The organism is Oscillatoria sp. HE19RPO (genome assembly GCF_024220515.1).
Lineage (GTDB): Bacteria > Cyanobacteriota > Cyanobacteriia > Cyanobacteriales > Laspinemataceae > Laspinema.
Window position 1 is genome coordinate 1 of sequence record NZ_JAMXOT010000432.1, and the last position, 24,904, is coordinate 24,904.

27 protein-coding genes and 1 pseudogene are annotated in these 24,904 nt (G+C 45.6%); 16 read left to right on the forward strand and 12 right to left on the reverse strand.

What is annotated here, in order from left to right; genetic code table 11:
- Positions 1-350 precede the first annotated feature (350 nt).
- From NG833_RS28815 to NG833_RS28825, 3 genes are all read left to right on the forward strand, one after another.
- The gene (locus NG833_RS28815) at positions 351-1,877 is read left to right on the forward strand and encodes a thioredoxin-like domain-containing protein (protein ID WP_254568704.1); all 1,527 of its coding nucleotides are present in this window, start codon (positions 351-353) and stop codon (positions 1,875-1,877) included.
- Positions 1,878-2,313: 436 nt separating this feature from the next.
- Entirely contained in the window at positions 2,314-3,750 is a 1,437-nt protein-coding gene (locus NG833_RS28820) for a NupC/NupG family nucleoside CNT transporter (protein ID WP_254568705.1), read from the forward strand.
- A gap of 59 nt (positions 3,751-3,809) precedes the next feature.
- Positions 3,810-4,739, forward strand: coding sequence for a hypothetical protein (locus NG833_RS28825; protein ID WP_254568706.1), 930 nt, complete (start codon positions 3,810-3,812; stop codon positions 4,737-4,739).
- Between the two features lie 403 nt (positions 4,740-5,142).
- On the opposite strand, the gene NG833_RS28830 is transcribed toward NG833_RS28825, so the two are convergent.
- A complete protein-coding gene (locus NG833_RS28830; protein ID WP_254568707.1) occupies positions 5,143-5,916 on the reverse strand; it encodes a circadian clock KaiB family protein in 774 nt (257 codons plus the stop codon).
- Positions 5,917-6,222: 306 nt separating this feature from the next.
- On the reverse strand, positions 6,223-7,494 hold the full coding sequence (locus NG833_RS28835) for a type IV pilus twitching motility protein PilT (RefSeq protein ID WP_254568708.1): 1,272 nt from the start codon (positions 7,492-7,494) through the stop codon (positions 6,223-6,225).
- A 222-nt stretch (positions 7,495-7,716) separates the two neighbouring features.
- On the opposite strand from NG833_RS28835, the gene wecB reads away from it, so the two are divergent.
- The 9 genes and pseudogenes from wecB to NG833_RS28870 all read left to right on the forward strand — a co-directional run bounded on the left by wecB (position 7,717) and on the right by NG833_RS28870 (position 13,354).
- On the forward strand, positions 7,717-8,832 hold the full coding sequence (gene wecB, locus NG833_RS28840) for a non-hydrolyzing UDP-N-acetylglucosamine 2-epimerase (protein WP_254568709.1): 1,116 nt from the start codon (positions 7,717-7,719) through the stop codon (positions 8,830-8,832).
- Positions 8,833-8,957: 125 nt separating this feature from the next.
- Positions 8,958-9,266 carry a hypothetical protein gene (locus NG833_RS28845; RefSeq protein WP_254568710.1) on the forward strand — a complete coding sequence of 103 codons (309 nt, stop codon included), beginning with the start codon at positions 8,958-8,960 and terminating at the stop codon, positions 9,264-9,266.
- A gap of 2 nt (positions 9,267-9,268) precedes the next feature.
- Positions 9,269-9,694 (forward strand): putative toxin-antitoxin system toxin component, PIN family, encoded by a 426-nt coding sequence (locus tag NG833_RS28850; protein WP_309143893.1) that lies wholly within the window; start codon positions 9,269-9,271, stop codon positions 9,692-9,694.
- A gap of 199 nt (positions 9,695-9,893) precedes the next feature.
- Positions 9,894-9,989, forward strand: a pseudogene (locus NG833_RS31140) (hypothetical protein); the annotation flags it as partial.
- A complete protein-coding gene (locus NG833_RS28855) occupies positions 9,973-10,200 on the forward strand; it encodes a DUF6887 family protein (protein ID WP_254568711.1) in 228 nt (75 codons plus the stop codon). The pseudogene NG833_RS31140 and the gene NG833_RS28855, both read left to right, overlap by 17 nt.
- A gap of 649 nt (positions 10,201-10,849) precedes the next feature.
- Entirely contained in the window at positions 10,850-11,356 is a 507-nt protein-coding gene (locus NG833_RS28860) for an NYN domain-containing protein (RefSeq protein WP_254568712.1), read from the forward strand.
- A 212-nt stretch (positions 11,357-11,568) separates the two neighbouring features.
- Positions 11,569-12,249, forward strand: coding sequence for a ribonuclease III (gene rnc, locus NG833_RS28865; RefSeq protein ID WP_254568713.1), 681 nt, complete (start codon positions 11,569-11,571; stop codon positions 12,247-12,249).
- 74 nt (positions 12,250-12,323) lie between these two features.
- Positions 12,324-12,449: a hypothetical protein gene (locus NG833_RS30695; protein ID WP_256556208.1), complete on the forward strand. Its 126-nt coding sequence runs from the start codon at positions 12,324-12,326 to the stop codon at positions 12,447-12,449.
- 65 nt (positions 12,450-12,514) lie between these two features.
- Positions 12,515-13,354: an Rpn family recombination-promoting nuclease/putative transposase gene (locus tag NG833_RS28870; RefSeq protein ID WP_254568714.1), complete on the forward strand. Its 840-nt coding sequence runs from the start codon at positions 12,515-12,517 to the stop codon at positions 13,352-13,354.
- A 169-nt stretch (positions 13,355-13,523) separates the two neighbouring features.
- Here the strand turns inward: NG833_RS28870 and NG833_RS28875 are convergent, their stop codons facing one another.
- From NG833_RS28875 to NG833_RS28890, 4 genes are all read right to left on the reverse strand, one after another.
- Positions 13,524-15,434 (reverse strand): CFI-box-CTERM domain-containing protein, encoded by a 1,911-nt coding sequence (locus NG833_RS28875; RefSeq protein ID WP_254568715.1) that lies wholly within the window; start codon positions 15,432-15,434, stop codon positions 13,524-13,526.
- On the reverse strand, positions 15,418-16,494 hold the full coding sequence (locus NG833_RS28880) for a protein phosphatase 2C domain-containing protein (RefSeq protein ID WP_254568716.1): 1,077 nt from the start codon (positions 16,492-16,494) through the stop codon (positions 15,418-15,420). Before NG833_RS28880 ends, NG833_RS28875 begins: the two co-directional genes overlap by 17 nt.
- Before the next feature lie 12 nt (positions 16,495-16,506).
- Entirely contained in the window at positions 16,507-17,364 is an 858-nt protein-coding gene (locus tag NG833_RS28885) for a vWA domain-containing protein (protein WP_254568717.1), read from the reverse strand.
- Positions 17,365-17,468: 104 nt separating this feature from the next.
- The gene (locus tag NG833_RS28890) at positions 17,469-17,696 is read right to left on the reverse strand and encodes a hypothetical protein (RefSeq protein ID WP_254568718.1); all 228 of its coding nucleotides are present in this window, start codon (positions 17,694-17,696) and stop codon (positions 17,469-17,471) included.
- Positions 17,697-17,907: 211 nt separating this feature from the next.
- Here NG833_RS28890 and NG833_RS28895 point away from each other — a divergent pair, with 211 nt between their 5' ends.
- Both NG833_RS28895 and NG833_RS28900 read left to right on the forward strand, forming a co-directional pair.
- Positions 17,908-18,390: a helix-turn-helix domain-containing protein gene (locus NG833_RS28895; RefSeq protein WP_254568719.1), complete on the forward strand. Its 483-nt coding sequence runs from the start codon at positions 17,908-17,910 to the stop codon at positions 18,388-18,390.
- Between the two features lie 274 nt (positions 18,391-18,664).
- Entirely contained in the window at positions 18,665-18,844 is a 180-nt protein-coding gene (locus tag NG833_RS28900) for a hypothetical protein (protein ID WP_254568720.1), read from the forward strand.
- A 20-nt stretch (positions 18,845-18,864) separates the two neighbouring features.
- On the opposite strand, the gene NG833_RS30700 is transcribed toward NG833_RS28900, so the two are convergent.
- Complete coding sequence (locus NG833_RS30700) at positions 18,865-18,990, reverse strand: hypothetical protein (RefSeq protein WP_256556209.1); 126 nt, start codon at positions 18,988-18,990, stop codon at positions 18,865-18,867.
- Positions 18,991-19,042: 52 nt separating this feature from the next.
- On the opposite strand from NG833_RS30700, the gene NG833_RS28905 reads away from it, so the two are divergent.
- Together NG833_RS28905 and NG833_RS28910 are read left to right on the forward strand one after the other, a co-directional pair.
- Positions 19,043-19,489, forward strand: a complete 447-nt coding sequence (locus NG833_RS28905) for a DUF2283 domain-containing protein (RefSeq protein WP_254568721.1) — start codon at positions 19,043-19,045, stop codon at positions 19,487-19,489.
- Between the two features lie 64 nt (positions 19,490-19,553).
- The gene (locus NG833_RS28910; RefSeq protein WP_254568722.1) at positions 19,554-20,378 is read left to right on the forward strand and encodes a Uma2 family endonuclease; all 825 of its coding nucleotides are present in this window, start codon (positions 19,554-19,556) and stop codon (positions 20,376-20,378) included.
- Positions 20,379-20,433: 55 nt separating this feature from the next.
- Here the strand turns inward: NG833_RS28910 and NG833_RS28915 are convergent, their stop codons facing one another.
- The 5 genes from NG833_RS28915 to NG833_RS28935 all read right to left on the reverse strand — a co-directional run bounded on the left by NG833_RS28915 (position 20,434) and on the right by NG833_RS28935 (position 24,633).
- Positions 20,434-20,934, reverse strand: coding sequence for a TIGR00725 family protein (locus NG833_RS28915; protein ID WP_254568723.1), 501 nt, complete (start codon positions 20,932-20,934; stop codon positions 20,434-20,436).
- Positions 20,935-20,968: 34 nt separating this feature from the next.
- Positions 20,969-22,177: a bifunctional oligoribonuclease/PAP phosphatase NrnA gene (locus NG833_RS28920; RefSeq protein WP_375293980.1), complete on the reverse strand. Its 1,209-nt coding sequence runs from the start codon at positions 22,175-22,177 to the stop codon at positions 20,969-20,971.
- A 182-nt stretch (positions 22,178-22,359) separates the two neighbouring features.
- Positions 22,360-22,857, reverse strand: a complete 498-nt coding sequence (locus tag NG833_RS28925; RefSeq protein ID WP_015150681.1) for an HNH endonuclease — start codon at positions 22,855-22,857, stop codon at positions 22,360-22,362.
- An 87-nt stretch (positions 22,858-22,944) separates the two neighbouring features.
- Positions 22,945-24,450, reverse strand: a complete 1,506-nt coding sequence (locus tag NG833_RS28930) for an adenylate/guanylate cyclase domain-containing protein (protein WP_254568724.1) — start codon at positions 24,448-24,450, stop codon at positions 22,945-22,947.
- A 27-nt stretch (positions 24,451-24,477) separates the two neighbouring features.
- Complete coding sequence (locus NG833_RS28935; protein ID WP_254568725.1) at positions 24,478-24,633, reverse strand: hypothetical protein; 156 nt, start codon at positions 24,631-24,633, stop codon at positions 24,478-24,480.
- Positions 24,634-24,904: the final 271 nt, after the last annotated feature.

Consider the following 24,904-nt stretch of genomic DNA (forward strand, 5'->3'; position numbering starts at 1 on the left):
TGCGACAATTGTTGTTGGATTGCCTAAATTTAGGAAAGAAACCCGGTTTCTCACCCCCCACCCCAGGACAAGAAACCGGGTTTCTGCGACAATTGTTGTTGGATTGCCTAAATTTAGGAAAGAAACCCGGTTTCTCACCCTTTACCCTAGGACAAGAAACCGGGTTTCTGTGACCATTGTTGTTGGATTGCCTCAGTTGATGAAAGAAACCCGGTTTCTCACCCCCTACTCATAGGACTAGAAACTATGGGAACCGCTATAGTTGCATCAAGTTAACTCCTGAAGGAGTTACTACGAACGGGGGATTTTCATTTAAAATAATCGAGTCAACCCATCGTGAAATTAAGTCCATGAATCTTCCTCGGGTGAGAGCGCCAGAATTTCCTGACCATCAAACTTGGTTCAATTGCGATCGCCCTTTATCCCTAAACCAATTAAAAGGGCGAATTGTGTTACTTGACTTTTGGACCTATTGCTGTATTAACTGCCTGCATATTTTACCGGATTTAAAATACTTAGAGCAAAAATATCCCGAACATCTCACAGTCATTGGCGTTCATTCAGCTAAATTTGAAAACGAAAAAGAAATAGAAAATATCCGGCAGGCGATTCTGAGACATGATATCGAACATCCGGTGATTGTGGATCGGGAGTTTGAAATTTGGCAACAATATGCGGTGCGCGCATGGCCGACTTTAATTTTAATTGACCCTCTGGGATATGTGGTGGGAATGGTTTCGGGAGAAGGGAAACGGGGGGAATTAGATGAGGCGATCGCCCAATTAATCGCCCAGCAGCAAGCTCAAGGTTCCGTCTCCATTCCTGATATCAAACCTGTCCTAGAAAAACAGAAACATCCCTTAATTACCCCCTTAGCGTTTCCCGGAAAAGTTCTCGCCGATGCCGCCAGCAGTCGCCTATTTATTGCTGACTCGGGTCATCATCGCATCATTGTCACCACCCTAGAAGGCACCGTACAATCCATCATCGGCAATGGCACCCCGGGACTCACCGATGGGTCTTTTTCGGAAGCGCAGTTTTTTGGACCCCAAGGCATGAGTTGGGATGAGAACTCCCAATCTCTCTATGTGGCAGATACGGATAACCATGCCATCCGGCAAATCGATTTCACCACCCAACAGGTGCAAACCCTGGCGGGAACTGGCGAACAAAATCGCACCCTGAGTCCCCAAGGAGGTTACGGATTAGAAACACCTTTAAATTCCCCCTGGGATTTAGAACTGATTGGCGGGGAACTGTTATTAATCGCAATGGCCGGGTCCCACCAAATTTGGGCGTTGGATTTGATGGATGGGACCGTCGGGACTTACAGTGGCATCGGTGCGGAAGCTGGCATTGATGGAGCACTTGATGAGGCGGCATTTGCTCAACCTAGCGGCATTACCACCGATGACGAGGAACTGTTTGTGGCGGATAGTGAAATTAGTTCCATTCGGGCGATCGGGTTAGGGGATGAACCCCGGGTGCGAACCCTCTGCGGCAGTGGCGATTTGTTTGGATTTGGCGATCGCGATGGCACCGCAGAAGAGGCCCTCTTGCAACATTGTCTCGGCATCGATTATGCCGAGGGATTGCTGTGGGTTGCAGATACCTACAACCACAAAATTAAAACCGTCCATCCCAAAACGGGTCAGTGCAAAACCGTTCTAGGAGATGGAACCTCGGGATTATTAGATGGGAAAAATACCGCCACCCGCTTTTTTGAACCGGGGGGTTTGAGTATGACTACAGGCATCCTTTATATTGCCGATACCAATAATCATCGCATCCGACAGGTAGCCTTAGATACCCTAACCGTAAGCACCCTGGAGTTGACTGGATTATGTGCACCGGGTTTTTGTGTACCCGAGAATTGAGCTAAAAACTAACTACTGTAACACAAGGCACAGAGGACTTCAAAATAAGGGACACTCGCTCTGAGGTCAAGTTAATAAAGCCCCAAGTAAGCTCCCCAAATGGGGATTTTATTTTTTATCCGGACAACAGAGAGAATTTTTCAAAAATTTTGAGGGCAGAACTAGACAGGAATGCCCGGATAACGTTAGAATTTGGCCCGGGACGTCTAAATCGAAATTCACTTTCGCATTTGATATTAAAGAGTCAACGGTTATCGGTTTGAGTCAACTTTTTTATGAAAGATTCAAACCCTGTTGGCTATTCCTCAAGAGAAGTGGACAAAACGCACCCACCTCCTCGGGTTCCAAATGGTTGGAATGGGGGAGTGTTAAACCAGTCCAATTGGCTTACAGTCGATCACCACACCGTTCATCGTGCGGGAGACGTCAATCGAAAATGAACCCGATATTAAATTTACTCTCATTACTCGGAATCGTGGGGCTATGCTTTGTTGCATGGCTGGGTTCCGAAGATCGTCGAATTATTCCCTGGAAGGTGATTTTTTGGGGAATTGGCCTACAAATGGTTGTGGGATTAATCGTGTTTGGGTTGGGGAGCAGTCTCGTTGAAGGACTGAGTGACTTGCTCAATGTGGTCCTGGATGCCTCGGAAGCTGGGGCGCAATTCCTGTTTGGGGGACCGGCTTCGATGTTGGTGGCAGACCCCAATTTTGCCGCAGGTCCAGGGCCAGCAGGTCGCTGGATTGCCCGAACTGTCGGCAATCCTTACGTTGCAGTGGCGGGCGATCGCCTCGGTACGGATAATCTCAATCCCGGGTTTGCTTATGTCCTAGCCTTTCGCGCTTTGCCTCAAGTTATTTTCTTTTCTGGATTGGTCAGCCTATTGTATCGCCTGAATATTATTCAGCCGGTGGTGAAGTGGTTTGCGGTGATTTTCCAGAAAACCATGAGAATCAGTGGGGCTGAATCAATGGCAGGGGCGGCTAATATTTTTGTAGGGATTGAATCGGCGATCGCCATCAAACCCTTTTTATTAGACATGACCCGCAGCGAACTTTGCGCGATTTTGACCAGTTGCTTTGGTTCGATCGCCTCTTCGGTATTAGCTCTCTATGCCGGGTTATTGCGCCCAACTTTTCCCTCCATTGCCGGTCACTTGGTCTCCGCTTCGATTATGACCATTCCCGCTTGTTTCGTGATTTCTAAACTGTTAATCCCCGAAACTGGCGAACCGAAAACCCTCGGTCACATTCCCGAAGACAAAACCTCGGATTCCACTAAGCGTCCCAACCCAATGGATAGTTTAATTGGCGGGGCCTTGGATGGGGTGAAAATGGCCGTGGGAATTGCTGCGGCGATTATTGCCATTCTGGGAATGGTTGCTCTAATTAATGCCGTCTTTAGTGGGATCTCAACCCTCGTGGTTGGCGCATCGCCAAGCGGGGACCCTTCTTTAGTAACCCAGTTCTTTGCTAATCCTCTAGCCAATCTCCTGGGAATGTTATTTTTACCCCTGACCTTTTTAACGGGGGTATCCCTAGAGTGGCAGGAATTGTGGACCTGTTCCCTCTTGATTGGCCGCAGGCTGTTTGAAACGAATATTCCCCCCTATCAAGCCCTCGGGGCGTTCGCCCAGTCTGGGGAACTGAGCACTCGCGCCCTGTTAGTCGTCAGCTATGTGCTCTGTGGGTTTACCCATTTTGCCTCCTACGGCATTTTTGTCGGAGGGTTATCCGGGTTAATCCCTGAACGTCGCAATGAAGTGGCTTCTTTGGGCTTTAAAGCGCTTTGGGCCGGTACTCTAGCCACGTTAATGACCGGCTGTATTGCGGGGTTATTTGATATCGGTAACGCCGCTGTTTTAGGCCGCTAGGACGTGGGTACAGTATTCAATCAAGGGGACAAGAAACTGGGTTTCATCGCCGTTGCTTTGTGACTGATGAGCTCATATTTTCTGGCATCAACCCGGTTTCTCACCAATCCTGTACCGACGCCCTGGGCGATCGCCTATTTCCTGGATTAATCACTCCCAGTATGAAAACGAGGAAGCTGAACATGAAACGAAACCGGCTTTGGTTGCTCGGTTTGGGGCTGCTAACTGCACTAACTTTGATGATGGCGGACCATCGTGCGGGTCCCCTGCACCCTCAGATGGGTCTCTCTAATTTGCAGTTAAATGCTCGCGCAGCAGAGGCTCCTCCTAGGGTGATTCAAGTCGCCCAAAGAGGCTCTCAAACCAACTCCACTCCCCCATCCTCCCCATCTCCCCAATCTTCCCCATCTCCCCCCTCTTCCCCCGCTTCTACCCCGGCCCCGAGTCTGTCTGAGGAACAATTAGAAGCCAGTCCTGTGCAGTTGACCGAAGAACCCTATCAAGACCCCGGGGGACGGTTTACGGTGGGAGTGCTGGCGGAATATTTACCGACGGAGAATGAAGCGGAAACGGCGGACAGAGGACCGCTGCAACCCTATAAAATTGGCACTTCAGCGGGGATTCCGTTAATTGAATCTCCCGATGGAAATTTAGCCTATACGGTGATTGTCCAACCCCTGGCGACGGACCGCACCTTGAGTAATGAGGAGTTGGCAGAAATTGCCATTGAGGAATTTAAGCGGGGGGAAGGATTTAGTCCTGATGAGTTTAGACCAGTCGCCTCGGGAGATGTGCTCGTCCCTTGGACTGGGATTTTCAATAATCAGACCCCGATGCAGGGGACAATTTTGGTCCGTCAGCGCGATCGCACGGTCTATTTGTTGCTGATTTCCGCAACGGATGTGGCTGCATCGAAGCTCGAACCGGCGATCGCCTTATTATTCGAGACCCTCGAACCCCTCACCCCGGAATCTTCTCCGAATCCTTAGTAAAACAAGGGGGCGCATCCTGTGCGCCCTTTTTCATAACACACCTGGGATGAAGTAATTGTAGTAATTGTAGGGTGGGCAATGCCCACCGTAATTCAGGTGGGCATTGCCCACCCTACAATTACTTACTTGCATCAAGAGGACCCCTGAAGGGGTCACTACGAACAATTTACGAACAATTTAGGAACAATTACTAGACCTCTTGCAAAATTCTTTAAAGCCCCCCTGGAACTCAACATTTATTCCTCTGGCTCCCCCCAGTAATTAAACATTTATTCCTCTGGCTTCCCCCTTCTTAAGGGGGACGGGAGGGGGATAATCAGGGGGGCGGGGGGGGGATCTAAGGGGGGTTGGGGGGATCAATCCTTTTTTTTGCAAGAGGTCTAATGTTCATCGGCTCAACTTAAGATTTCAGACAGCCCAGTAGATTCAGAATTTTATCTTCATCTTCTAAATTTCCGACAATGCGGCGCACGGGCAAGGGCCACATTTTGACCAGGGTAGGTGTAGCGGAAACTTGAGCCTGTTCTGCCTGTTCTGGATGTTTAGAAACATCAATCACTTTCAAGGTATAGGGATAGCCTAAAGACTCTTCCAAAAGCTGGTGCAAAGTCTTAAGGGTTCTCTCCGTTGCTCCTGTATGACCCGAAACAAATAACCGGAGCACATATCCTTGAGTCGGGGTTTGTTCGGACAAAGTAAACCTCAACTTCGGGGATAAATTCGGGGGGTGAACGCTGCCCTCGTCGGCGGTAGACTCCAAGCGGACAATCAGCTCATGATTTTCCCAGAGTTGGGGAAACTGCTGACGATAGGTGGCTAACACCATTGGATGACATAACTCTTCCGACCAAGGCGCGATCGCCCAAGTCAAGTCCTCCAGTTCAAAGATAGCATTCAGCAGGGCTTGATAGCGCAGGACGGAACCCGAGGCGATCGCGGAAGTTTGCACTTGTCCGCTATAGGGATCAAGCCATCGGTCCACCGTTGCGGTATAACAAGGAACCAGGAAATGGGGGGGTTCCATTAACCCTAGCCATTCTTGGAGGACGGCACATAAGTTTAGATGCCACCGATTTTTTTTGCTTGGGTCAATACAGTAAATTAGGTCTCCACCGGGAGTAAACAGAGCAATCCCCTTAAATAATTGGGGAAGAGAAGAGGATGGGTTTTTCAACAACTCGCGATCGCTGGAATATCAGATGGGGAAGATAGCAGTCCTAAAATTTTGTGTAACAAACCAAGGGAGCAAGATGCTCGCTCTCCGGTAACAACCCAAGGGAGCAAGATGCTCGCCCTACAAGAGTTTTAAGTTGGGATCCATGCTCCACTCATTTAGGGTTGCTATAGACGCTATAGGAAACAGTACAGGACGAAACCCACAGTTGGAAATCACAGTTATGAAAGGTAAGCGATCGGCCAGTTTGGACCCCTTAACATTCATAACAACTCCCGCCACACAAAAAACCGAGTTTTTGAACGTTTAAATCCGTCCTCGGAGCATTTGAGCCATTTCGTTCGGGGTGGGCGACTGTTCCAAGGCAATCTCTTCGGTAATTCGCCCTTCTTGATACAGATCATAGAGCGATCGGTTCATCGTTGTCATGCCTTCATAACTATCTTTCATCATGATTTGTTGAATCTCCTCATACTGTTCCTTGAGGATATATTCCTTGATGACATCCGTATTAATTAGAATATCATGGAACGCTGCCCGCTTCCCATCGGTGGTTTTACACAACAACTGGGCAATAATCGAAACCAAAATTTCCGAAAGCGAAACCCGAATCGAAATTTGTTCTTCCGCTGAGAACATATCCAGAATCCGAGTCAGGGTTTTGACTGCACTATTCGTATGCAGGGTTCCCATGACTAAGTGACCCGTAGAGGCTGCTTTAATCGCAATCCCGACTGTCTCTTTGTCCCGAATTTCTCCCACCAAAATCATATCCGGATCTTGGCGCAACGCCCCTTTGAGCGCATTAAAAAACTTCAGGGTATGCCGACCCACTTCCCGGTGTTTAATCAGGGATTTCTTACTTTCATGAACGAATTCCACCGGATCCTCAATGGTGATCATGTGATAGGCGAAATTCTTATTCATGTAGTCAATCATCGCCGCCATTGTGGTGGACTTACCCGAACCCGTCGGTCCCGTCACCAACACCAAACCCTTGTGATAATGGCAGACTTTTTTAAACACTTCAGGCAAGTTTAGCTGCTCCATCGTCAGGATTTTGGCAGCAATCAGTCGCAACACCATCGCTGGACCTGCCAAGGAGTCAAACGCACTGACCCGGACCCGCACAAACCCAAAATCAAACGCCCCGTCAAAGTCTAGGTTTTCCTGAAACTGCTGGATTTCTTCATTGCTCATACATTCGCGCAACCAACTCATAAACGTGCTGAGATCGGTGACGGGATACCCAGCGTCTGTAATATCCCCACGTTTGCGGAAGCGCGGCAGTTCATTCACCCCGAGGTGAATATCGGAAATTCCCTCTTCATTGGCACGGACCACGAGTTCCCGCAAGGTGGGATGTCCGGGACTAGGGCCGGGACCTTTGGGGGCTGCGGGGGCTGCGGGGGTCGCAGGTTGGGCGGCAGGGGCTGCACCAGCCGGGGGACCCGGTGGCCGACCCGGTGGCGGTGGCGGCGGTGGCATCGGAGGACCTCCAGGGGCCCGGGCCGCAGGAGGCCGACCCGGTGGCGGTGGCGGCGGGGGTGGAACAGGTGGGCGCTGAGATTGTGTCATGACTCTCTCTCTTTAACGAACAGGGATTAAATTTTAGGCAATTGGCTCAGTCTAGGGAAGGGGGGAATCCGGGCAGTCGAGTAAGTCTAGCAATCAACGAGTGGATGTATTCTAAGATAGATCTAACTCACCCCTCTCTTTGTCAAAGTTTTCCCAAAACTTGACATCTTTTAACAGAATGGGTGGGTTCTGCCTGTTGTTCACCTGCCGATCAAGCGCCCCATGCTAAACTCTCCCCTGAAAATTTTGATTGCCCTGGGAACCCGTCCTGAAGCGATTAAACTGGCCCCGGTGATCCAGGCATTCCGGCGATCGCCGGATTTCACGACCCAAGTTATTTTAACCGGCCAACATCGGGAAATGGTGGAGCAGGTCATGCATCTGTTCGATTTGCAAGCCGACTGCGACCTGGGTATCATGAAACATCAGCAAACCTTGACAGATATTACCTGTGGCAGTTTACAGGGACTTGAAAGGTTCTTGCAAGAGACTACCCCCAATTTATTAATCGTCCAAGGGGATACCACCACCGCCTTTGCTGGCGCTTTAGCTGCGTTTTATCAAAAAGTGGCGATCGGTCACGTCGAAGCCGGTTTAAGGACCGATGAACTCTTCAATCCTTATCCCGAAGAAGCCAATCGCCGGTTAATTTCCCAACTGGCGCAACTACATTTTGCCCCCACCACAAAAGCGGTAGAAAATTTAGAGCGATCGGGCGTCACCGGAGACATTCACCTCACCGGAAACACCGTCATCGATGCCTTACTCTCCGTCGCCTCTCGCCAACCGGACTGTCCCATACCCGGACTAGATTGGCAACAATATCGCGTCCTCCTCGCCACAGTTCACCGCCGCGAAAATTGGGGAGAACCCCTAACGGGAATTGCCCAAGGATTTCTCAAAACCTTAGATGAATTTCCCGATACCGCCTTACTGTTACCCCTCCATAAAAATCCCACGGTCCGGGAACCATTACAAGCCATGTTAGGCAATCATCCCCGGGTATTTTTAACCGAACCGTTAGACTATGCAGAATTAGTCGGGGCCATGCAACGATGCTATTTGTTATTAACGGATTCTGGTGGATTACAAGAAGAAGCACCGGCATTAGGGAAACCTGTTTTGGTGTTAAGAGAAACCACAGAACGTCCCGAGGCGATCGACGCCGGTACAGCCAAATTAGTCGGCACCGATTCCTTGGAGATTTTCACCGCCGCCAGTGCCTTGTTAAAGGACAAAGATTCCTATCAAAAAATGGCCACCGCAGTCAATCCCTTTGGGGATGGTCATGCGTCAGAAAAGATAGTAGAAATTGTGCGAAAGAAGTTCCAAGAATGAAGGGTATAGCCTCACCCCTGCCGGGTGTAGCTATACAAATTCCTGCCTAAGAATGCAGGGTCTATGGGAACAAAGGTGAGTTGAATTGCTATAAAACACAGACACCCGCAACTTGGAGGAATATCATGGAATCCCAAAAAATTAATATCTTAGAGGATGGGACATTCATGTTACCTGATGAACTTAGAGAAAGTCTGAAAAATAGCCCCGAGTTATGGATGGCATGGAATGAAGACTTCATCATCATTAACCGGAAATCTGTAGCAATGTCTCAGGAAGTTATCTCCCAAACAGAGCGCATCCAACGTTTTTTTGCTTCTGCTGATAGACTTTCACAGTTTAACGAGATTGCTGCCATTTCCGAAGATGAAATTCAGGCAGAAATAGAGGCATATCGCTCGGAAAAACGCACGAACAAGAGAGATAGAGTCTAACGATTCGGGTAGTTTTCGATACCAATACAGTCATTTCTGGTATTTTTTGGGGTGGACATCCTCGCCGAATTTTAGAAATGGCGCGTTCCGGTACGATTTCTATTTGCACGTCTCAAGCGTTGTTAGATGAATTGCTTGATGTATTGAACCGTCCCAAGTTTGTAGTGAGAATAACGACAATTGTTAACTTAACTGTAGAAGAATTGGTTGCAGATTATGCAGCCTTAGCAGAAATTATAGATGTGCCAACCGTTGAGCGCGTTGTTCCTGACGACCCAGATGATGATCAAGTCATCGCTTGTGCAGTGGAAGCGGAAGCGAGTTATATTGTTTCCGGTGATAAAGATCTACTCAATTTAAGCAGTTACCGTAATATTTCAATTCTCAAAGCAGTTCAGTTTGTGGTTTTGTTGTCTCCTGATGAATAATTGATGGGTATTTTAATAGGGATTGGATGAAGGGGTTAACTTTCGGTGAGAACCCTTTGTGGATACAGCGATATCCATTTATTTCGGTATATAGCAATCCTAAATGACTTGTAACGAAGATAGCGAGCAAGATGCTCGCACTCCCCAGGCTCTCAGGTTTGGATCCATGACACAACTGATTTAGGACTGCTATAACCCGCAAAAGGGCTATGTTTACATTTTGGCAGGGGATAATTTAGAAGTGATTATTATGTCCAGTGGAGAATGGAGGTTTATTTATGAACCCGAAATTTGACCTGATGTCCCGCGAGGAATTAAAAGCATATTTATTGTCCCATCGAGACAATTTAGAAGTATTAGATGCTTTAGTGAATCGTCGGATTTCTGATGTGCAGGCAACCTGGTATCCTGCACCTTTAACTGAAGAAACTATCCGCATTTCTGAGGAGGCAATTCAGCGACGGATTGAAGCTGGCGATCGCCCTTCTCAAAATTTACCCAGTTAGTCGTTCTGGAGTTAGGATATTAATATGATTTCCGGCGCTACCGATGCCGGTGATGTTGACTTGGACCCTGAAGAGTCTGGCTCCATGAACGTAGAGGTCCCAGCCGCTTCGGTGCAGGGTAGCCCGAGCAGGCTTGCTATGTATGGGAAAATGGGTATAGACTATAGGGACTCTAGCAAGGGATGAGGGTCGGAAAAAAAATTTCGCCAAATTCCTTGACAAAACCCCAAGACTGTGCATTAATGAAAATTAAAGCAGCTCATAGAGCGACGCAAGCATTACGCTTGGGTTCTCGTCTTATGAGCAGCACCCCTGTACCTTGACTCATCATAAAGTTATTACCTTGGTCTGGTATCAAATTTAGCCAGACCTTCAGGGTAGAGATATGAAAAGTCGTTCAACTGAATGCCTGACTTAAAGGTATTCATTTCAACTACTGTTCATTTCTCCACCCTGAGTGTCTGGCTAAGTTTGATACGAGAGCAATGTAATAACTCTGTGAAGATTCAAGGTACAGAGGTGCTGCGATTAAGACGACAACCGAAATAGATCTAACAGTTCCAGAATGTATCTGGAGTTTTACTGTACAGATATATCTCATAAAGCTCATAAAGCTGCCTCCATTCATAAATTATGATTGAGGTACAAAATGTCGAATCAAGTCGGTATCTATTGGGATTTACAGAATGTCCACCCTTCCCTATCTCAAGTTCTATCTCAAGTTCTATCTCTATACTGTTTCGCTCAGACATTTGGGCGAATTACCTTGAAAAATGTCTGCGCACATTGGCGGCGCGAATCTCCTAAAATAGAAAATATTTTCTACAATTTAGGCTTTAACTGTCCCAACGCTCCTGCTGGCAAAGGCAAGAAAAATAATGCCGACAAAAAATTGATTGAGGACTGCCTCCAAGATGTTCGCCATAACCCCGAAATATCTACAGTCTTTTTGGTTTCAGGAGACAAGGATTTTATTCCCTTGGTCCTCCAGCTAAAAGAGCGGAACATCCAAGTGATTTTGATAATTCGTTCCGATGAAAATACCAAGCCGGAACTCAAAAATATAGTGGATAAGTTCTACTATTTAGATTGGATTGAGAAAGAATTTGGAATTCCCTGCTTTGACCCACAACAGATACTTTCTTTAATTAAGTAGGTAGGTAGAATTGATGTAATTAAACTATAAAAGGCGAACATTAATTCGCCTTTTTCTTTTCTATAGGACTTACGCATTACCCCTAAATGTAGAGGCGATTCGCGAATCGCCTCTACATTTAGGTTGCGTGTTCAAAATCAGATTAAGTCCTGTTATAAAACCCCTAAAAATGCTATGATTTAACCTGAAAACTAACCAGGAGACTCAGACCAATGGGCCATAAATTATTGGAATTCAAGAATGGAAAGCTCTTACTACAGGCATTGACTCATCGTTCTTATGCCAATGAAAAATTGGGCGAACAACATAATGAACGCCTAGAGTTTTTAGGGGATGCTTTACTGACTTTTCTTAGTGGCGAATACCTGTACTGTCGGCATCCGGAAATGGCAGAAGATGAAATGACTCGACGGAGATCGGCATTGGTGGATGAAAAACAACTTGCCAAATTTGCCTATGAAGTGGAGTTACACTTTCATATGCGTCTGGGTCAAGGGCTGCTTCAGACTGGGGGTTTTCATAATCCTAATTTATTGAGTAGTACCTTTGAAGCGGTGGTGGGAGCCTATTATTTAGACTGCGATCGCAAAATAGAGGAACTTCGTCCCATTATCGAGGCGTTATTTGATTCGGTATCTCCCACAATCGTTGAACTTCGCTCTAACATTGATTCCAAAAATAGGCTGCAAGAATATGTCCAAACAACTTTTGGCATATTGCCCAAATACACCACAAAACGGATCGGAGGTCCCGATCATGCACCGGAATATCAATCTATAGTGTCTGTCAATGATGAACCCTATGGAAAAGGCAAAGCCTGTGGCAAGAAAGAGGCTGAAAAGCAAGCGGCTGAAAATGCCTTGTCTGAGCTTAAAAAGCAGGGTAAGATTTAATCATGCAATTTTTTTCCATTAATTTATAGCCGTTCCTGGGCGGATGGGAGCGATATTTTGCTGGGTTAAATCCGATGCCGCGTGACCATTGGCAACAGAATACGGCAGGGGAAATTGCAGAATTCGTGTCGATGCTTGGGTTGAGTTTGCATGGGTTGAATCAGGCGATCGCCGTTTTGCAGGGGCGGTCGTCTTTATAGTTTCCTTTATTTGCTGGGTTGGGAAAATTTCAAGATAAATTAATAGAAGAAACACTGAAAAAAGAATGAGAACAGATACCCTATTTTACAAACTCTTTCAGACCTTCCCCCAATTACTGTTTGAAATCATGGGAGAGGCTCCCGAACGGGCAACCGCTTATCAGTTTTCTTCACGGGAAATCAAAGAACTCGCTCGCCGCTTTGACGGCCTATTTTTGCCCATAGAAAAAGAAACCGATCTGCTCATCTACTTTGTAGAAGTCCAGTTTCAGTTTAAGTCAGACTTTTATTGGCGGTTTTTTACCGAAATTTTCGTTTATCTGGGACAATACAAACCGAATAATGATTGGTGTGCAGTAGCGGTGTTTGCCTCGCGCAGTTTGGATCCCGGATTGCCGAACCAGTATCGGGGATTGCTGATGAGCAAACAAGTCAAGTTTGTCTACTTGGATGAATTAGAGATGCCAGCAGAACCCTCACTGGGTTTGGGAATCGTGGAATTGATTGTGGGAAGTAGAGAGACGGCGATCGCTCAAACGAACCAACTGCTACAGCAGGCAAAGCAGGAACTCGATGATGCCGCACTCCAGCTAAAAGTTGTAGAATTAATAGAAACGGTCATCCTGTACAAGTTTACCGAGTTAACGCGGGAGGAGTTAGAAGCGATGTTTGGATTAGAGGATTTAAAACAGACGAGATTCTACCAACAAGCGAAAGAGGAAGGGAAGGAAGAAGGCAAACTCGAAGGCAAGCTCGAAGGTCAACAAGAAGGAAAAATCCAAGGTAAGTTAGAATCCATACCGGGGTTGTTGGCGATCGGTTTAAGTGTCGAACAAATTGCCGCAGCGTTGGGGTTGGATGTGGAGATCGTTCGGCAGGCAGCACAAGGACAGTCTAATTCATAGACGGTTTCGGCTGAACGAGAATGAAAATTGGATAAAGGCGATCGCTTTTTAAACTAGAAGCGATCGCCTTTATCCATTATGTAATGCGAATTGTGGATCGAATAGATATAAAGATGGATAACAGCGATCACTGATAAATTGAAGACGATCGCTTCATCCAACTGAATTATTATTTTAGTGGCAACAGCTTGGAGAGTTTAGTTAACAGTATTGCCATTATTTTTTTCAGTTTTGGATTATTCCGGATAACTTTCGCGAGCGCTGGTGCCACATAATAGTAAGCACGAATAAATGCAGTACCCAAAAATGTCTTTCTAAGGTACTCATCTCTAAAACGACGGTATCTATTCACTTCTGGAGCATAGGGTGTTCCAAAAGTTGCTGTTGCAATAAAGCAGTCGTTTGATGATGTAGTTGATGATTTGGATGAATGAGTTGATGATTTGGATGAAGTTTGACTTGATGACCTCGAAGATGAAGCAACTGGATAAGTGGTCTGCGATGGCGGAGTAGATCCTCTGGTTGTAGAGGAAATTGGTTGTACAACTTGAGGTTGAGGCGGTGGTACTGGTCTGGGGGGAAGTGGTCTAGGTGGAACTGAAGGAGATCCAGAGGATGAAGTTGTTTGCGACCCTGAAATAGTTGTCGGTGGTCTGGGTCTAGGAGGAACCCTGTTAGAGGTCGAACTTGTGGGCTGAGTTCTTTGAGGTGGAGTAGGGTCTGATGCTTGTTGAGGGGGTGGAGCCAACAATTGACGAGCTTCTGCACCCGTAACGATCTTTAAGTGATAGGGATCTTCTAAAATGATTTGAGGAGTTAAGTAGCCATTTTTCGGATACAAGCCAAGTAGCCCCGTTATTTCAACATACTCTTCTTTTAGCCCCTCTAAGTCGGAAATATCCCATTTCTTAACTTTGTAAATTTTTTCTATACCTTGGGCAAATATAACTACAGTAAATGGTTTATAATGACAGAAGTCATCCCAACGGTTGCCAAAGTTAATAAAAAACATTCCTCCCTCTGCATAATGTTTTGCACTAATTACTTTACCTACAATTGTTATTTTTTCACCCTCTTGCTTAACAATTTCTTTAATATTAGTAGAGGCCAATACTTTAAACTGCCTTTGTATAAACTTCGACGAGTTAAGGGTATCCTTCTCGATAGAAGAACGAAAAGCAGCTTGCAAGTGTGGCAGAGAAATACTGTTATTTAGGAATTCGTGGAGGGGGGGAATATTCTCAATACGGCAAAGGCATAACTGTTTAAAACGATTAACTAAAGGTGCTAAATTAGAAAATTTTTCTAAGTCTAAGAACAGAGCAGAACTGTTGACATCTTGATAGTCTATACGACTAAAAAGTAGATTTTCTCCCGTATGATACTTGTTCCATAAGCTAGGATTGGAAGCTACGCTAAGGAGACTAAGATAGAGAACTATTGTAGAAAATCGATCTATTCTTTCATTAAAAAAAGAGCCAGTGCGACCCGGATGCTGAAAATTAATATGGCCTATTTCATTGCTAGATTTATAGGGCATACCTGGTACATACATCCCGTCATAGTCAATCAAGATAGGATTGCCACTGTGAACTAGCATATTTCCATGCTGAAGATCCCCATGACTCATTTTCAGTTCATGGAGCCGCTTGCTAATTAACTTAACTTCCTCTGCGAGGTTGCGAAGGATCGTGGGGTTGTTGAGGTTATCCTCAATATATTCATTTAAAGCATCACCTTCAACCCAAGCCATTTTGACGATTGGATACCAACTTCCTCTAACCTGAATTCCTTCGGGTTCATATTGAAAATTGACAAAAAATTTATCAGCCTGCTTTTGCAGAAAATTACTAATATACTGGTATCTTTCCTGAAGATCTGGAACTTCTTTATGAAAGCACCGAATTGCCCATTTAGTGTTGTGACCGTTGGTTTTTGTTGTCACGCAGGTCGTGAGAGCAAAACCACCAGAAACTAGGACAGGAAGACCCAGAGGTGTTTGCTTAACATTTGCAGCTTTAAGTTCAGGATTTTTAAAAGCTACTCTTGGGTTCTGGAGAACCTCACTGTAGTCTGACATTGATGGGTATGGCATGGATCAGCACTAAAGTTACATCATCGTTTCGGATTTCTTTCTGAGACCGTAAGCTTTCTATAAAATTCGTGAAGGAAATTGAATCAGATAGTTTAAAGAGTTTTTCCCAAATAAATAGATCTTTTTTTAACTCTTTGACTAGCCAACAAGCCAAGGCATCTGTACAAAGAATTACCTGAAATCCATTTTGTAGGTTAACTTCTTGTTTGACTATTTTTGATTCTAGGTTTTGCCAAGTTTTCTGAAGACTACAGATCGATGCGGGAAAAACACCAAAATCTTCTGCTGAGAGTTCTGGTAGCATTTCTACATTCCCATTTTCTTCGTTTCGCCAAAAAATACAACTATCTCCCACAGCTAAGACTTCCATAGTTTCAGGGTTATAAAACTCAGCAGCTACAAAAGTTGCATGGCTTCCCCTCTCTAGCTTTTCATACATAAACCAATGCCGCGTTTCTGGCATTTGCAAAATAAGCTTGCTTGCTGTATGAAGAAAGGCTTGAGTTAAAGACTGCAAACTACCAATATTAAATAGTTCAGCGCCTTTTTCAATATAACTATTTACGATAAGCTCCGCCCAAATATCGCTAAATAGACTTTCCGTTGCACCATCTGCAACTGCTACACGCAATCTTCCTTCACTAGAACTTAAAGCACTTTTATCTTCACATTCCGCTTCAGTTAGTCCCTGTTTTGGAATCTGGAACCTCCGAATTTCCACGGGATAATCGTCTAAAGCTCTGAGTTCTACACCATCTTTAATTTCACCTTTAACTCTATCTGAGGGACTAGATTGTTCATCTCTTTGCTCTTCTGTACCTTGCGTTGATGAATCTAACTCGATTGGAAGAGTAGACTCAGGTTTGATTTCATTGGCTGTTGAAACGACTGGGTTATATTCTGAATCCGGTTCCTGGTTATCTTGATTTCCATTGTCAGTTGATGTTTCTTTATCTCGACCGAGGTTGTCCAATATCAACCAAACTAAACATCCTAACAATATTAGGCCCGCCAGGATATCGATAGGTGATTGCTGTTTTAACATTATTTTATTTACCTATCTATCCATATCAACCACGTCCATTGCTGCCTTGGTGCCAATTTCCAAGAGTTCAACTAGATCGGTGATGTCATCAACATTGTAAGCGAAGCACCGCGATTCTGATGAAACATCTTTTTTGCCAGATTGTCGGGCAAATTTCACCATGTTTTCTGGCATATAGCTGGACATCCCAAACAGCTTTTCGGCATACCCATCAGGTAAACCATAAGCAGATGCAGGAAGAAAAACTTTGTTACCGCCCTTGCTGGAGAGGTGAATATTGAAAACTAAGACATTGCCATCATTCGTAGATAACTGCTGAATATTCTGGGCAATTTCTTCTGGATCTCCGTCTGTACTTTGCCCATCAGTAATATGAATTAACAAAGGAGGATAACCATCAGGATGAGTTGCACACCAGTAATTCAGTACATCATAAGCGGTTTGCAAAGCTGCACACATTGGTGTGCCACCCTTCGCAACTGGCTCAAACCATACAGCAAACTTAGTAGTAGTCTCGATAATACCACCAGCACCATCAGAAATCTTCTTCTGTCGCTCTTCTATTCGCAGAGGATTGGTTTCAAAAAGACTAATTGGGTTTATCCATTCATGGGCTAAATCGCCAGTGAGAGGATTGACAACTCCTAGTGTCGTGTCGTATCCAATCACGCCCATCTCAAAGTAGTTACGAACACCTTCTGATTTAGCGCATTTAATAAGTAGCTCACTAAAAACTCGGTTCATCACGTCGCTCACACACTGCGCTTTAGACTGACCGGATTCCATTCCCTCTTCCATCGAACCAGAACGATCAATGGCAAAAAGAAATGCTGTTGGATTTTTCCGACTTATTTCTGCAGTATAGGCCATACTTAACTCTCTTTTTTTAGGTATTCACCAGTCAATGAAAATAATTTCTGCCAAGTCAGCAGTTAGTTGAGTTATGTCTGTAGGTATTACCAGCCCTTTAGCAACTATGGGAGGCTGTGGAGCCAGTCCTTCAGCCATTTGGCTGTTTCTGTCTGTGAAAACTTCTCAAAATCTTTCTCTTCTAGCTCCCCAAACCAGTTTTCAACTTTTGGTAAAATGCCTTTCTGAGTACCATACTGTATAGCGGCATTTTGCAAACTACGCAATGAGTCACGAGACAGTCGTTCCTTGATTGCAGTATGAGCTTCTTGTAATACCTTTTCACGATTCATAAGAGTTCCTCCCCACAAAATACCAAGAGAGACAATGCGACAATGCCTGTATCGGCAGATTGATGTTCTCCCTCTGGGCCTATTGACCGGTGCCTTATCCTCCTGTAGAATCTTTTCTTCGATCTAGAATAAGCTAAGTTAAACCCGTAGTTCCCTAGCTGTCATCAGGAATTGTGCTAGGATATCATTAGTAGTTTTGGAGGATCCACCGATGACACCCAATGAGGAGCAGTTTGCTGAGGCGGCAAAACACTGGGACTTGGAAACCCTATACGCGGATCTGGCATCGGCGAAGGGCAGGCGGCTGACTCCAGTGGAAAAACTTCACTTGCGCGGGTTGCTGTGTGGTTGCAGTCCGACTGAAATTGGGGAACGCTTGGGCAAGAATGTTAAGGGTGTGGAAACTGACCTCTGTACTACCTTATATCGATACGTGAAAAGTCTGGTGGGCAAAAGCAATGGCAAGGTAGACAATTGGAGGAATATCACCGAATGGCTTGAAGGTGCTGGATATCAAACTCCAACCCCTACTGAATTCCCAGACGATCGGGGTTTATCTGATAAGGTTAATATTACGAATATCACGTTTCACGATAATGAAATAACTATTGGGGTTTACTTACAAATCACTGTACCACTATCTTCGGAAGTTTCTGCACAAAATTTAGAGTTTGAAAACGACTCTGTTAGTTAGGCTTGTTGCTAAAATTGTATGAAAATATTCACTAAATAGTCGTAAAGTTACAAAAAATCTGCAGCCCAGGTGTTAGTGAAACTGAAAAAATAAGCTCACAATTGCAATTGAATCAAGAAATTGTGAGTTGCTCACCCTCAAGGCTTCCTATGTTATAAAAATAAAAAAATTAAAAATGATCTCAAATTAGGGTAAAAATAAAAACAGAAATAATGAAAACAGATACAGTATTTTACCAACTGTTTCAAATCTTGCTACAGAGGAGTTAGAAGCGATGTTTGGATTAGAGGATTTAAAACAGACGAGATTTTACCAGCAAGCGAAAGCGGAGGGTAAGCTAGAATCCGTACCGGGGTTGTTGGCGATCGGGTTAAGTGTGGAACAAATTGCCGCAGCGTTGGGGTTGGATGTAGAGATCGTTCGGCAGGCAGCACAAGGACAGTCTAACTCTTAGACAGTTTCGGCTGCACTCAATTAAAAGTTGGATAAAGGCGATCGCAGTTTTGCAGGGGCGATCGCCTTAACTGCAACTTTGTCCGAGGCGTTCCCGATCAGCGATCGCTTTTGGCAACCCTGGGGGATAGAATCGAGGAAAGTCACCTCAAACCCTTAGCAGCATGGCGCGATCGCAGAGAATAGAGAGCTAAACCTAATGCGATCGAGATCGGTAGTTCGGGTTCCCAAACCCGAGGAAAATATCACCCAAACTTTCAAGGGGAGAACCATGAAAATTAGTGACAATCCCGAAACAGATGTGTTGAATATCTATTTTCAAGAAAGTCCGGTAGAAAAAAGAGAGCGCGAACAACCTGACCGGATTCTTGATTATGACAAAAACGGAAATTTGGTCAGACTAGAAATGCTGAATGCTTCCCAGGGAGTGGCGAATCCTCAAAGGGTTGAATATTCTGTAATTTTAGCCAATCCCGTTACCGAAGAAGAGAAACCCCTCTCCTTAAGCGATCGGCGGGCTTTTATGCAATTGCCTGTAGACAAACGTCGCCGCATTTTGGCAGCACAATCTGAGGCAATGGTCGAGCATTACGAACAAGATACAGAATGGCGCGACTTTCAAGGGGGTGACATCATTGACTACTAATTGTCCCGTGCCTCAAACCGTATGAGTTATAATCAAAATTAACAACAAGTTATGAGAAAGTATTATGACTGAGACAGTAACCAAAACCGATTTACCACCGTTTTTTCCAGACCACACCCAATTACCTGAATCTGATGGTACGTTTGTGAAGAATTTTCAAGAACATCCCCAAAGTCTGCTGCTCACGGACTCCCTAACTTCCACCTTACAACGCCTGCATCCCGATGGATATTATTGCATCGGTCAAGATTGCGGGATTTATTGGCGTGAAACCGAACCCCCGGAAAAGGGTGCAGAGGCTCCTGATTGGTTTTATGTGGGCAATGTTCCCCCAAAATTACAGGGACAGTATCGGCGTTCTTATGTGATTTGGCGAGAACATATTGCGCCGAGAATTGTGTTAGAATTTGCTTCTGGCGATGGCAGTGAGGAACGCGACAGAACTTCCTTATATCGGAGTGATGAGGGAGAGGTGATAAAACCCGGTAAGTTTTGGGTGTACGAGCAGATTATTCGGGCACCTTATTATGGGATTTTTTCGATCCGAGATAGCAGTTTGGAGGTGTATCATCACGTGGATGGATTCTATCAGCAGATGAACCCAAACGATCGCGGCCATTATCCGATTCCGCCCATGCAAGTGGAGTTAGGAGTTTGGGAAGGAAGCTATCAAAATCAAACGCAAAAATGGTTGCGCTGGTGGGATTTAGAGGGAAATTTGTTGCTTATCGGTCAGGAAGAAGCGCAGAAAGAACGACAAGAAAAGGAATTGGAACGACAAGAAAAGGAATTGGAACGGCAAAAGCGGCAAGAGTTGCAGGAGAAACTGCGATCGCTCTCTCCCGAACAACTGGCGGCGCTGGGTATTGATTTGGATGCGATCGGTTAGATCGCCCTCTATTACTCCAGGGTGCGTAATGGCAATTGCTGAATTTTTCTCTAGTTTAGCAGTCCTGACGCGATAAAATGTCTCTAACTCTGGATATAGCCTCCTCCGGGTTCTGCACAATTATCACCCAATCCGGCGATAAACTGCTAAAAAACTGCTGACTTTCTCGGCTATCATTTAATAAAATAACTTGTTTACCGGCCTTCAAGGCTAACGCAATTTCTGAAGCCGTCCCGGTTCCCATTCCGCAGGCAATCACCACATCGCTGGTGAGAACATTAATATTATTTCGGGCGCTACCGATGCCGGTGAGGATGGCGATATCAATGGCGTCGGATATGCCGGTTTTATCTTCTCCTGGGAGGATGCCGAGGGTTAATCCATTGGCGGATTTTGCTCCTTGACTGGCGGCATCCATGACTCCAGCTTTTCTGCCTCCGGTTAATAAAATCCACCCCTGTTCAGCGATCAGTTTTCCGAGTTGATAGGCGTTTTCTAGGTCGGGTTCTGTCACATTAGAACCGGGACCCATGATGCCGATGATGGGTTTTCTCATGGGATGCAGGGTGAGGTATCTAATCTCAAGGATGTTAATTCGTGCTATGAATTAAATCATCTTTGGGACTGACTAATTTTAGCAGTTTTTGTTTAATTTGAAGGTCAAAGACTTCCCATTTCATGCGGGCAAAATCTTTACTATCGTTGCTGCCAGAAAGGAATCCCATTGGAATTTCAAATCCGCCTGCTTGCGATCGCCCTCCACCAAAGAAGCGCCCTTGAGCATCTTTGCCAAAGGCTTCCTTGATAAATTCATCCGGGTCTAAGGTTAATTTATTGGTTCTTAAAGACCCTGTAACTAACTCGATATCTTCATCTTCATCGTGAACGATGCCATAGACAACGGCGGTATGAACGTTTTCTTCGGTGACGAGAAAATCGGCGGCTTGAGGGATGGCATCCCGGTCATCGTAGCGCAGGTATCCGACCCCCGCAATGCAGAAATTATTCTGAACGATTCTATTTTTAAGCGATCGCTCGATGACATCCATCACCCGTTTAGACCGAGAGGCTTGCAACACTGAACTAATCAACTGGCTATCATAAAATCGGCTTAAATAAGCCGCTGCCATAAAATCATCTTCCCGCGCTTGGCGCAGTTGGTTCGTGTCCGATCGCAACCCATGCATTAACGCTGTAGCACATTTGACATGATCGCTGACATTGACATCCATGCGGAGCAATTCTGCCATCAAATATTGGGTAAAAATGGTGGCAGTGGCGCGAATATGAGGGCGAATATCCAGGAATTCGGCGCTTAATTCATCCTGAATCGTATGATGGTCGATCGCCACAATCAAGGGAATCTGTGCCGTTTTTAACAGAGAAAAAAGCTGAGAAGTTGTTCCCTGATTGTCAATCAAGACACAGCCATTGTAGATAGACCAATTCTTAGTTTTGGCAACTTCTAGAGGCAAACGCTGCACCGGCAATCCGGTGAGTTTCACCAAGGCAATATTTTCCTGGTGACTGAGTGCGCCAGCGTAGACAATATCGCATTCAATCTCATACTGGGCGGCAATTAATTTGTAAGCCCAAGCACAAGACATGGCATCGGGGTCCGGGAAGTCTTGGAGCACCACCAAGTGCCGATCGCCGCTATGCTGCTGCAAAACCTGCCGCAGTGCTTCGGCTTTCGTTGCGCTTCCCGGATCTAGCCATTGCTTACTATCGCCAGAAACGATTGGTAATGCTCCCTCCCGAACGGCTATTTGAGCGAGTTCGGTGTTCGATTCCTCCACTAATTTTCCCCTCAATTCGGTGCATCCACTTCAAACGCGATTGCAGACCCATAACTGTTTTGAGATTATTGCCTGCGTTTATAGAATAACTCTACGATAGCGCTTCAAGTGCACCCTTGCGATCGCATAAGTCAGGAACTCTTGGCAAAAACCCCTCATAGTTGAACCAACTACAAGGGGTTTTAAGCACCAATCACATATTTTTGCCACTCTTGATGTAGCCCGCTTTTGAGATGCTTACTCACCTCAAAATAAAGGCTGCTGTAGGGTCTGCGGGGTATTCTGGTTAAAGGCATTTTACTTTCCTCCGGAGTTCGGTTTCCTTTTTTGACATTGCAGCGGACGCAGGCAGAGACGAGATTTTCCCAACTGTCGGGACCCCCTCGCGATCGCGGAATCACATGATCTAAGGTCAATTCATCTCCGGAATAACCACAGTATTGACAAGAATGGCTGTCCCGGTGTAGGATATTTCTCCGGGTCAAAGGAATTTCATGATACGGAATGCGGACGTAATGCCGAAGCCGAATCACCGTAGGCAGGGGAACATCGGAATAGATAAATTTCCCGTTGTGCTCGACCTGCTCGGCTTTCCCTTTCAGCAATAGCACGATGGCCCTCCTCCAGCTCGTAATGTTGAGCGGTTCGTAGGAGGCGTTAAGGACTAGAACCTTGCCCATTGCGTCTCTATTAAAAAGAAGATTTTTACAGATGTTAGCACAGCTTGAACAGACTGTGTAAAGTTCGTGAAATTTTTTTCGGAAAAATTAAGGGCCTTGCTCACGGTAAGCAGGGTCCGCTAATCCTTGGGAGGATGAGGCACTCACCTGGATTTCCACCGGGGTTTCTTCCTTCAAACCTAGGAGGAGATAGGTTTTCATCATTCCCTTCCCCTTGATCTGGATCGCGCCGCGAGACTGGAAGTCGAAGCGATCGCGCAGGAGGAAATAGGTCACCTCGGAGACTTGAATTTGTCCAGGAATGCCATGAGATTCCATCCGGGAAGCGGTATTGACTGCATCCCCCCACAAATCGTAAATAAATTTTTTGATGCCAATCACCCCAGCGACAACCGGACCATTATTGATGCCGATGCGGATGCTTAAGGGGATTCCCGTTTCTGCGGCGAGTTGGCGCACCTCTTGCTGCATATCTAGGGCCATTTGCGCGATCGCCTTGGCACAATCGGGATGAGGTTGCGGAAGTCCTCCCACCACCATATAAGCATCCCCAATGGTCTTAATTTTTTCCACCGCATACTGTTCCGCAAGTTGGTCAAAGATAGAAAATATTTTATTGAGCAACTCCACCACTTCTACCGCAGGTACTTCCGTAGAAAGCTGAGTAAAGCCCACTAAATCGGCAAATAAAACCGTAGCATTGGGAAAACTTTCGGCAATGGGATAAACCCCCTGTTTCAATTGTTGCGCGATGGTATGAGGTAAAATATTCAACAGGAGTTTTTCTGATTGGTCTCGGGCAATTTCTACCTCAGCCACTAAATTTTCCAGTTCTTTTTTACGGTCTTGGATTTCCTGAAAATATCGATTGATTTGGTGATTCATCCGGTTAAAATCAATCAACACATCTCCTAATTCATCTCGACGATTCTTGGCGAGGGCTAGACAGTCCAAGTCTCCCATGACTGCTCCCGGTGATTCTCCTACGGCAATTAAGGCTTTTCTGAGTTTCAAAATGGGAACGATTACCGCTGGTGCAAGGGCGGCTAAAGTTGCGATGGTTACAAAAATACAAATCAGAATAACTAAGCCCAAAATTCGGATAACAAAGGCTTTTATTTCATTTTTTATTTGAGAAGAATCAAGGCGAAGAATCACGAGATAGGGCTTCCCCTGGGCTTCGGCCCACATAGCCATTTCATGGCGGTTACCATCAGGAGTGCGGAAGCGCACAGAAGGATCGCTCATGACATTATTAAAGTTCAACGCTGGGGGTTCGCCAAAGGAGCCGATCGCCTCTCCCTCTTGGGTGTAAACATGACCGCCCGCTACCCGAGATTCTAACATTAAATGCTGGGCGACTTCTTTAATTTTAGGCGCAGTTATGGGCGAACCACATAACCGCAATAGGGGAGAAGTAGTGGCAACTCCAACATCTTCTAACTGCTGAATCAGTTCGCGCTCACGACGATACGCAGAAGGGAGTAAAATCAGGGCTTCTACCACAACAATGCTAATAAATACCCATAAAGCAATGCGACGCGATAAACGAGCGTTGAGCAGATTGAAAATAGAGGTGAATCCATTTAGCATCGATTTATCCGTTATGTTCAAAACAATTTAGGAGGATCCAGATAGCACCCGATATAACCGCAGAAAGCAGGCGATCGCACCCTTTCCCACAGGATGGAGTCTGGGAGTTTTGAGGAAGGCAACCCCTGTCGTGTTCCCATTCTCCTCCAACCCGTCACCCCAATGCCAAAATACTGGTCCCAATGCCAGATCTTCAAGCAACTCGGAAGGTTTCCCTACAAACTTAGGGTAACAAACCCGGGCGATCGATGAGTCACTCTTTTTTGAGCGACTGCTACCCACTGTTCAACATCCCGACTAAAGTCGTTCTTAAATGTTTGTAGTAAAGACTTCAGTCGTTATCCTATCCGGTGTTTGTAGTAAAGACTTCAGTCGTTATCCTATCCGGTGTTTGTAGTAACGACTTCAGTCGTTATCCTATCCGGTGTTTGTAGTAAAGACTTCAGTCGTTATC

Bases quoted from the DNA above. Each gene is read 5' to 3' on its own strand.
- NG833_RS28925 (WP_015150681.1), bottom strand. From the start codon at position 22,857: ATGGGCAAGGTTCTAGTCCTTAACGCCTCCTACGAACCGCTCAACATT.
- NG833_RS28915 (WP_254568723.1), bottom strand. From the start codon at position 20,934: ATGAGAAAACCCATCATCGGCATCATGGGTCCCGGTTCTAATGTGACA.
- NG833_RS28885 (WP_254568717.1), bottom strand. From the start codon at position 17,364: ATGGCCTATACTGCAGAAATAAGTCGGAAAAATCCAACAGCATTTCTT.
- NG833_RS28845 (WP_254568710.1), top strand. From the start codon at position 8,958: ATGGAATCCCAAAAAATTAATATCTTAGAGGATGGGACATTCATGTTA.
- NG833_RS28860 (WP_254568712.1), top strand. From the start codon at position 10,850: ATGTCGAATCAAGTCGGTATCTATTGGGATTTACAGAATGTCCACCCT.
- rnc (WP_254568713.1), top strand. From the start codon at position 11,569: ATGGGCCATAAATTATTGGAATTCAAGAATGGAAAGCTCTTACTACAG.
- NG833_RS28870 (WP_254568714.1), top strand. From the start codon at position 12,515: ATGAGAACAGATACCCTATTTTACAAACTCTTTCAGACCTTCCCCCAA.
- NG833_RS28930 (WP_254568724.1), bottom strand. From the start codon at position 24,450: ATGCTAAATGGATTCACCTCTATTTTCAATCTGCTCAACGCTCGTTTA.
- NG833_RS28905 (WP_254568721.1), top strand. From the start codon at position 19,043: ATGCGATCGAGATCGGTAGTTCGGGTTCCCAAACCCGAGGAAAATATC.
- NG833_RS28910 (WP_254568722.1), top strand. From the start codon at position 19,554: ATGACTGAGACAGTAACCAAAACCGATTTACCACCGTTTTTTCCAGAC.
- NG833_RS28900 (WP_254568720.1), top strand. From the start codon at position 18,665: ATGTTTGGATTAGAGGATTTAAAACAGACGAGATTTTACCAGCAAGCG.
- NG833_RS28815 (WP_254568704.1), top strand. From the start codon at position 351: ATGAATCTTCCTCGGGTGAGAGCGCCAGAATTTCCTGACCATCAAACT.
- NG833_RS28895 (WP_254568719.1), top strand. From the start codon at position 17,908: ATGACACCCAATGAGGAGCAGTTTGCTGAGGCGGCAAAACACTGGGAC.
- NG833_RS28880 (WP_254568716.1), bottom strand. From the start codon at position 16,494: ATGTTAAAACAGCAATCACCTATCGATATCCTGGCGGGCCTAATATTG.
- NG833_RS28855 (WP_254568711.1), top strand. From the start codon at position 9,973: ATGAACCCGAAATTTGACCTGATGTCCCGCGAGGAATTAAAAGCATAT.
- NG833_RS28890 (WP_254568718.1), bottom strand. From the start codon at position 17,696: ATGAATCGTGAAAAGGTATTACAAGAAGCTCATACTGCAATCAAGGAA.
- NG833_RS28875 (WP_254568715.1), bottom strand. From the start codon at position 15,434: ATGTCAGACTACAGTGAGGTTCTCCAGAACCCAAGAGTAGCTTTTAAA.
- NG833_RS28820 (WP_254568705.1), top strand. From the start codon at position 2,314: ATGAACCCGATATTAAATTTACTCTCATTACTCGGAATCGTGGGGCTA.
- NG833_RS30695 (WP_256556208.1), top strand. From the start codon at position 12,324: ATGCCGCGTGACCATTGGCAACAGAATACGGCAGGGGAAATTGCAGAA.
- wecB (WP_254568709.1), top strand. From the start codon at position 7,717: ATGCTAAACTCTCCCCTGAAAATTTTGATTGCCCTGGGAACCCGTCCT.
- NG833_RS28835 (WP_254568708.1), bottom strand. From the start codon at position 7,494: ATGACACAATCTCAGCGCCCACCTGTTCCACCCCCGCCGCCACCGCCA.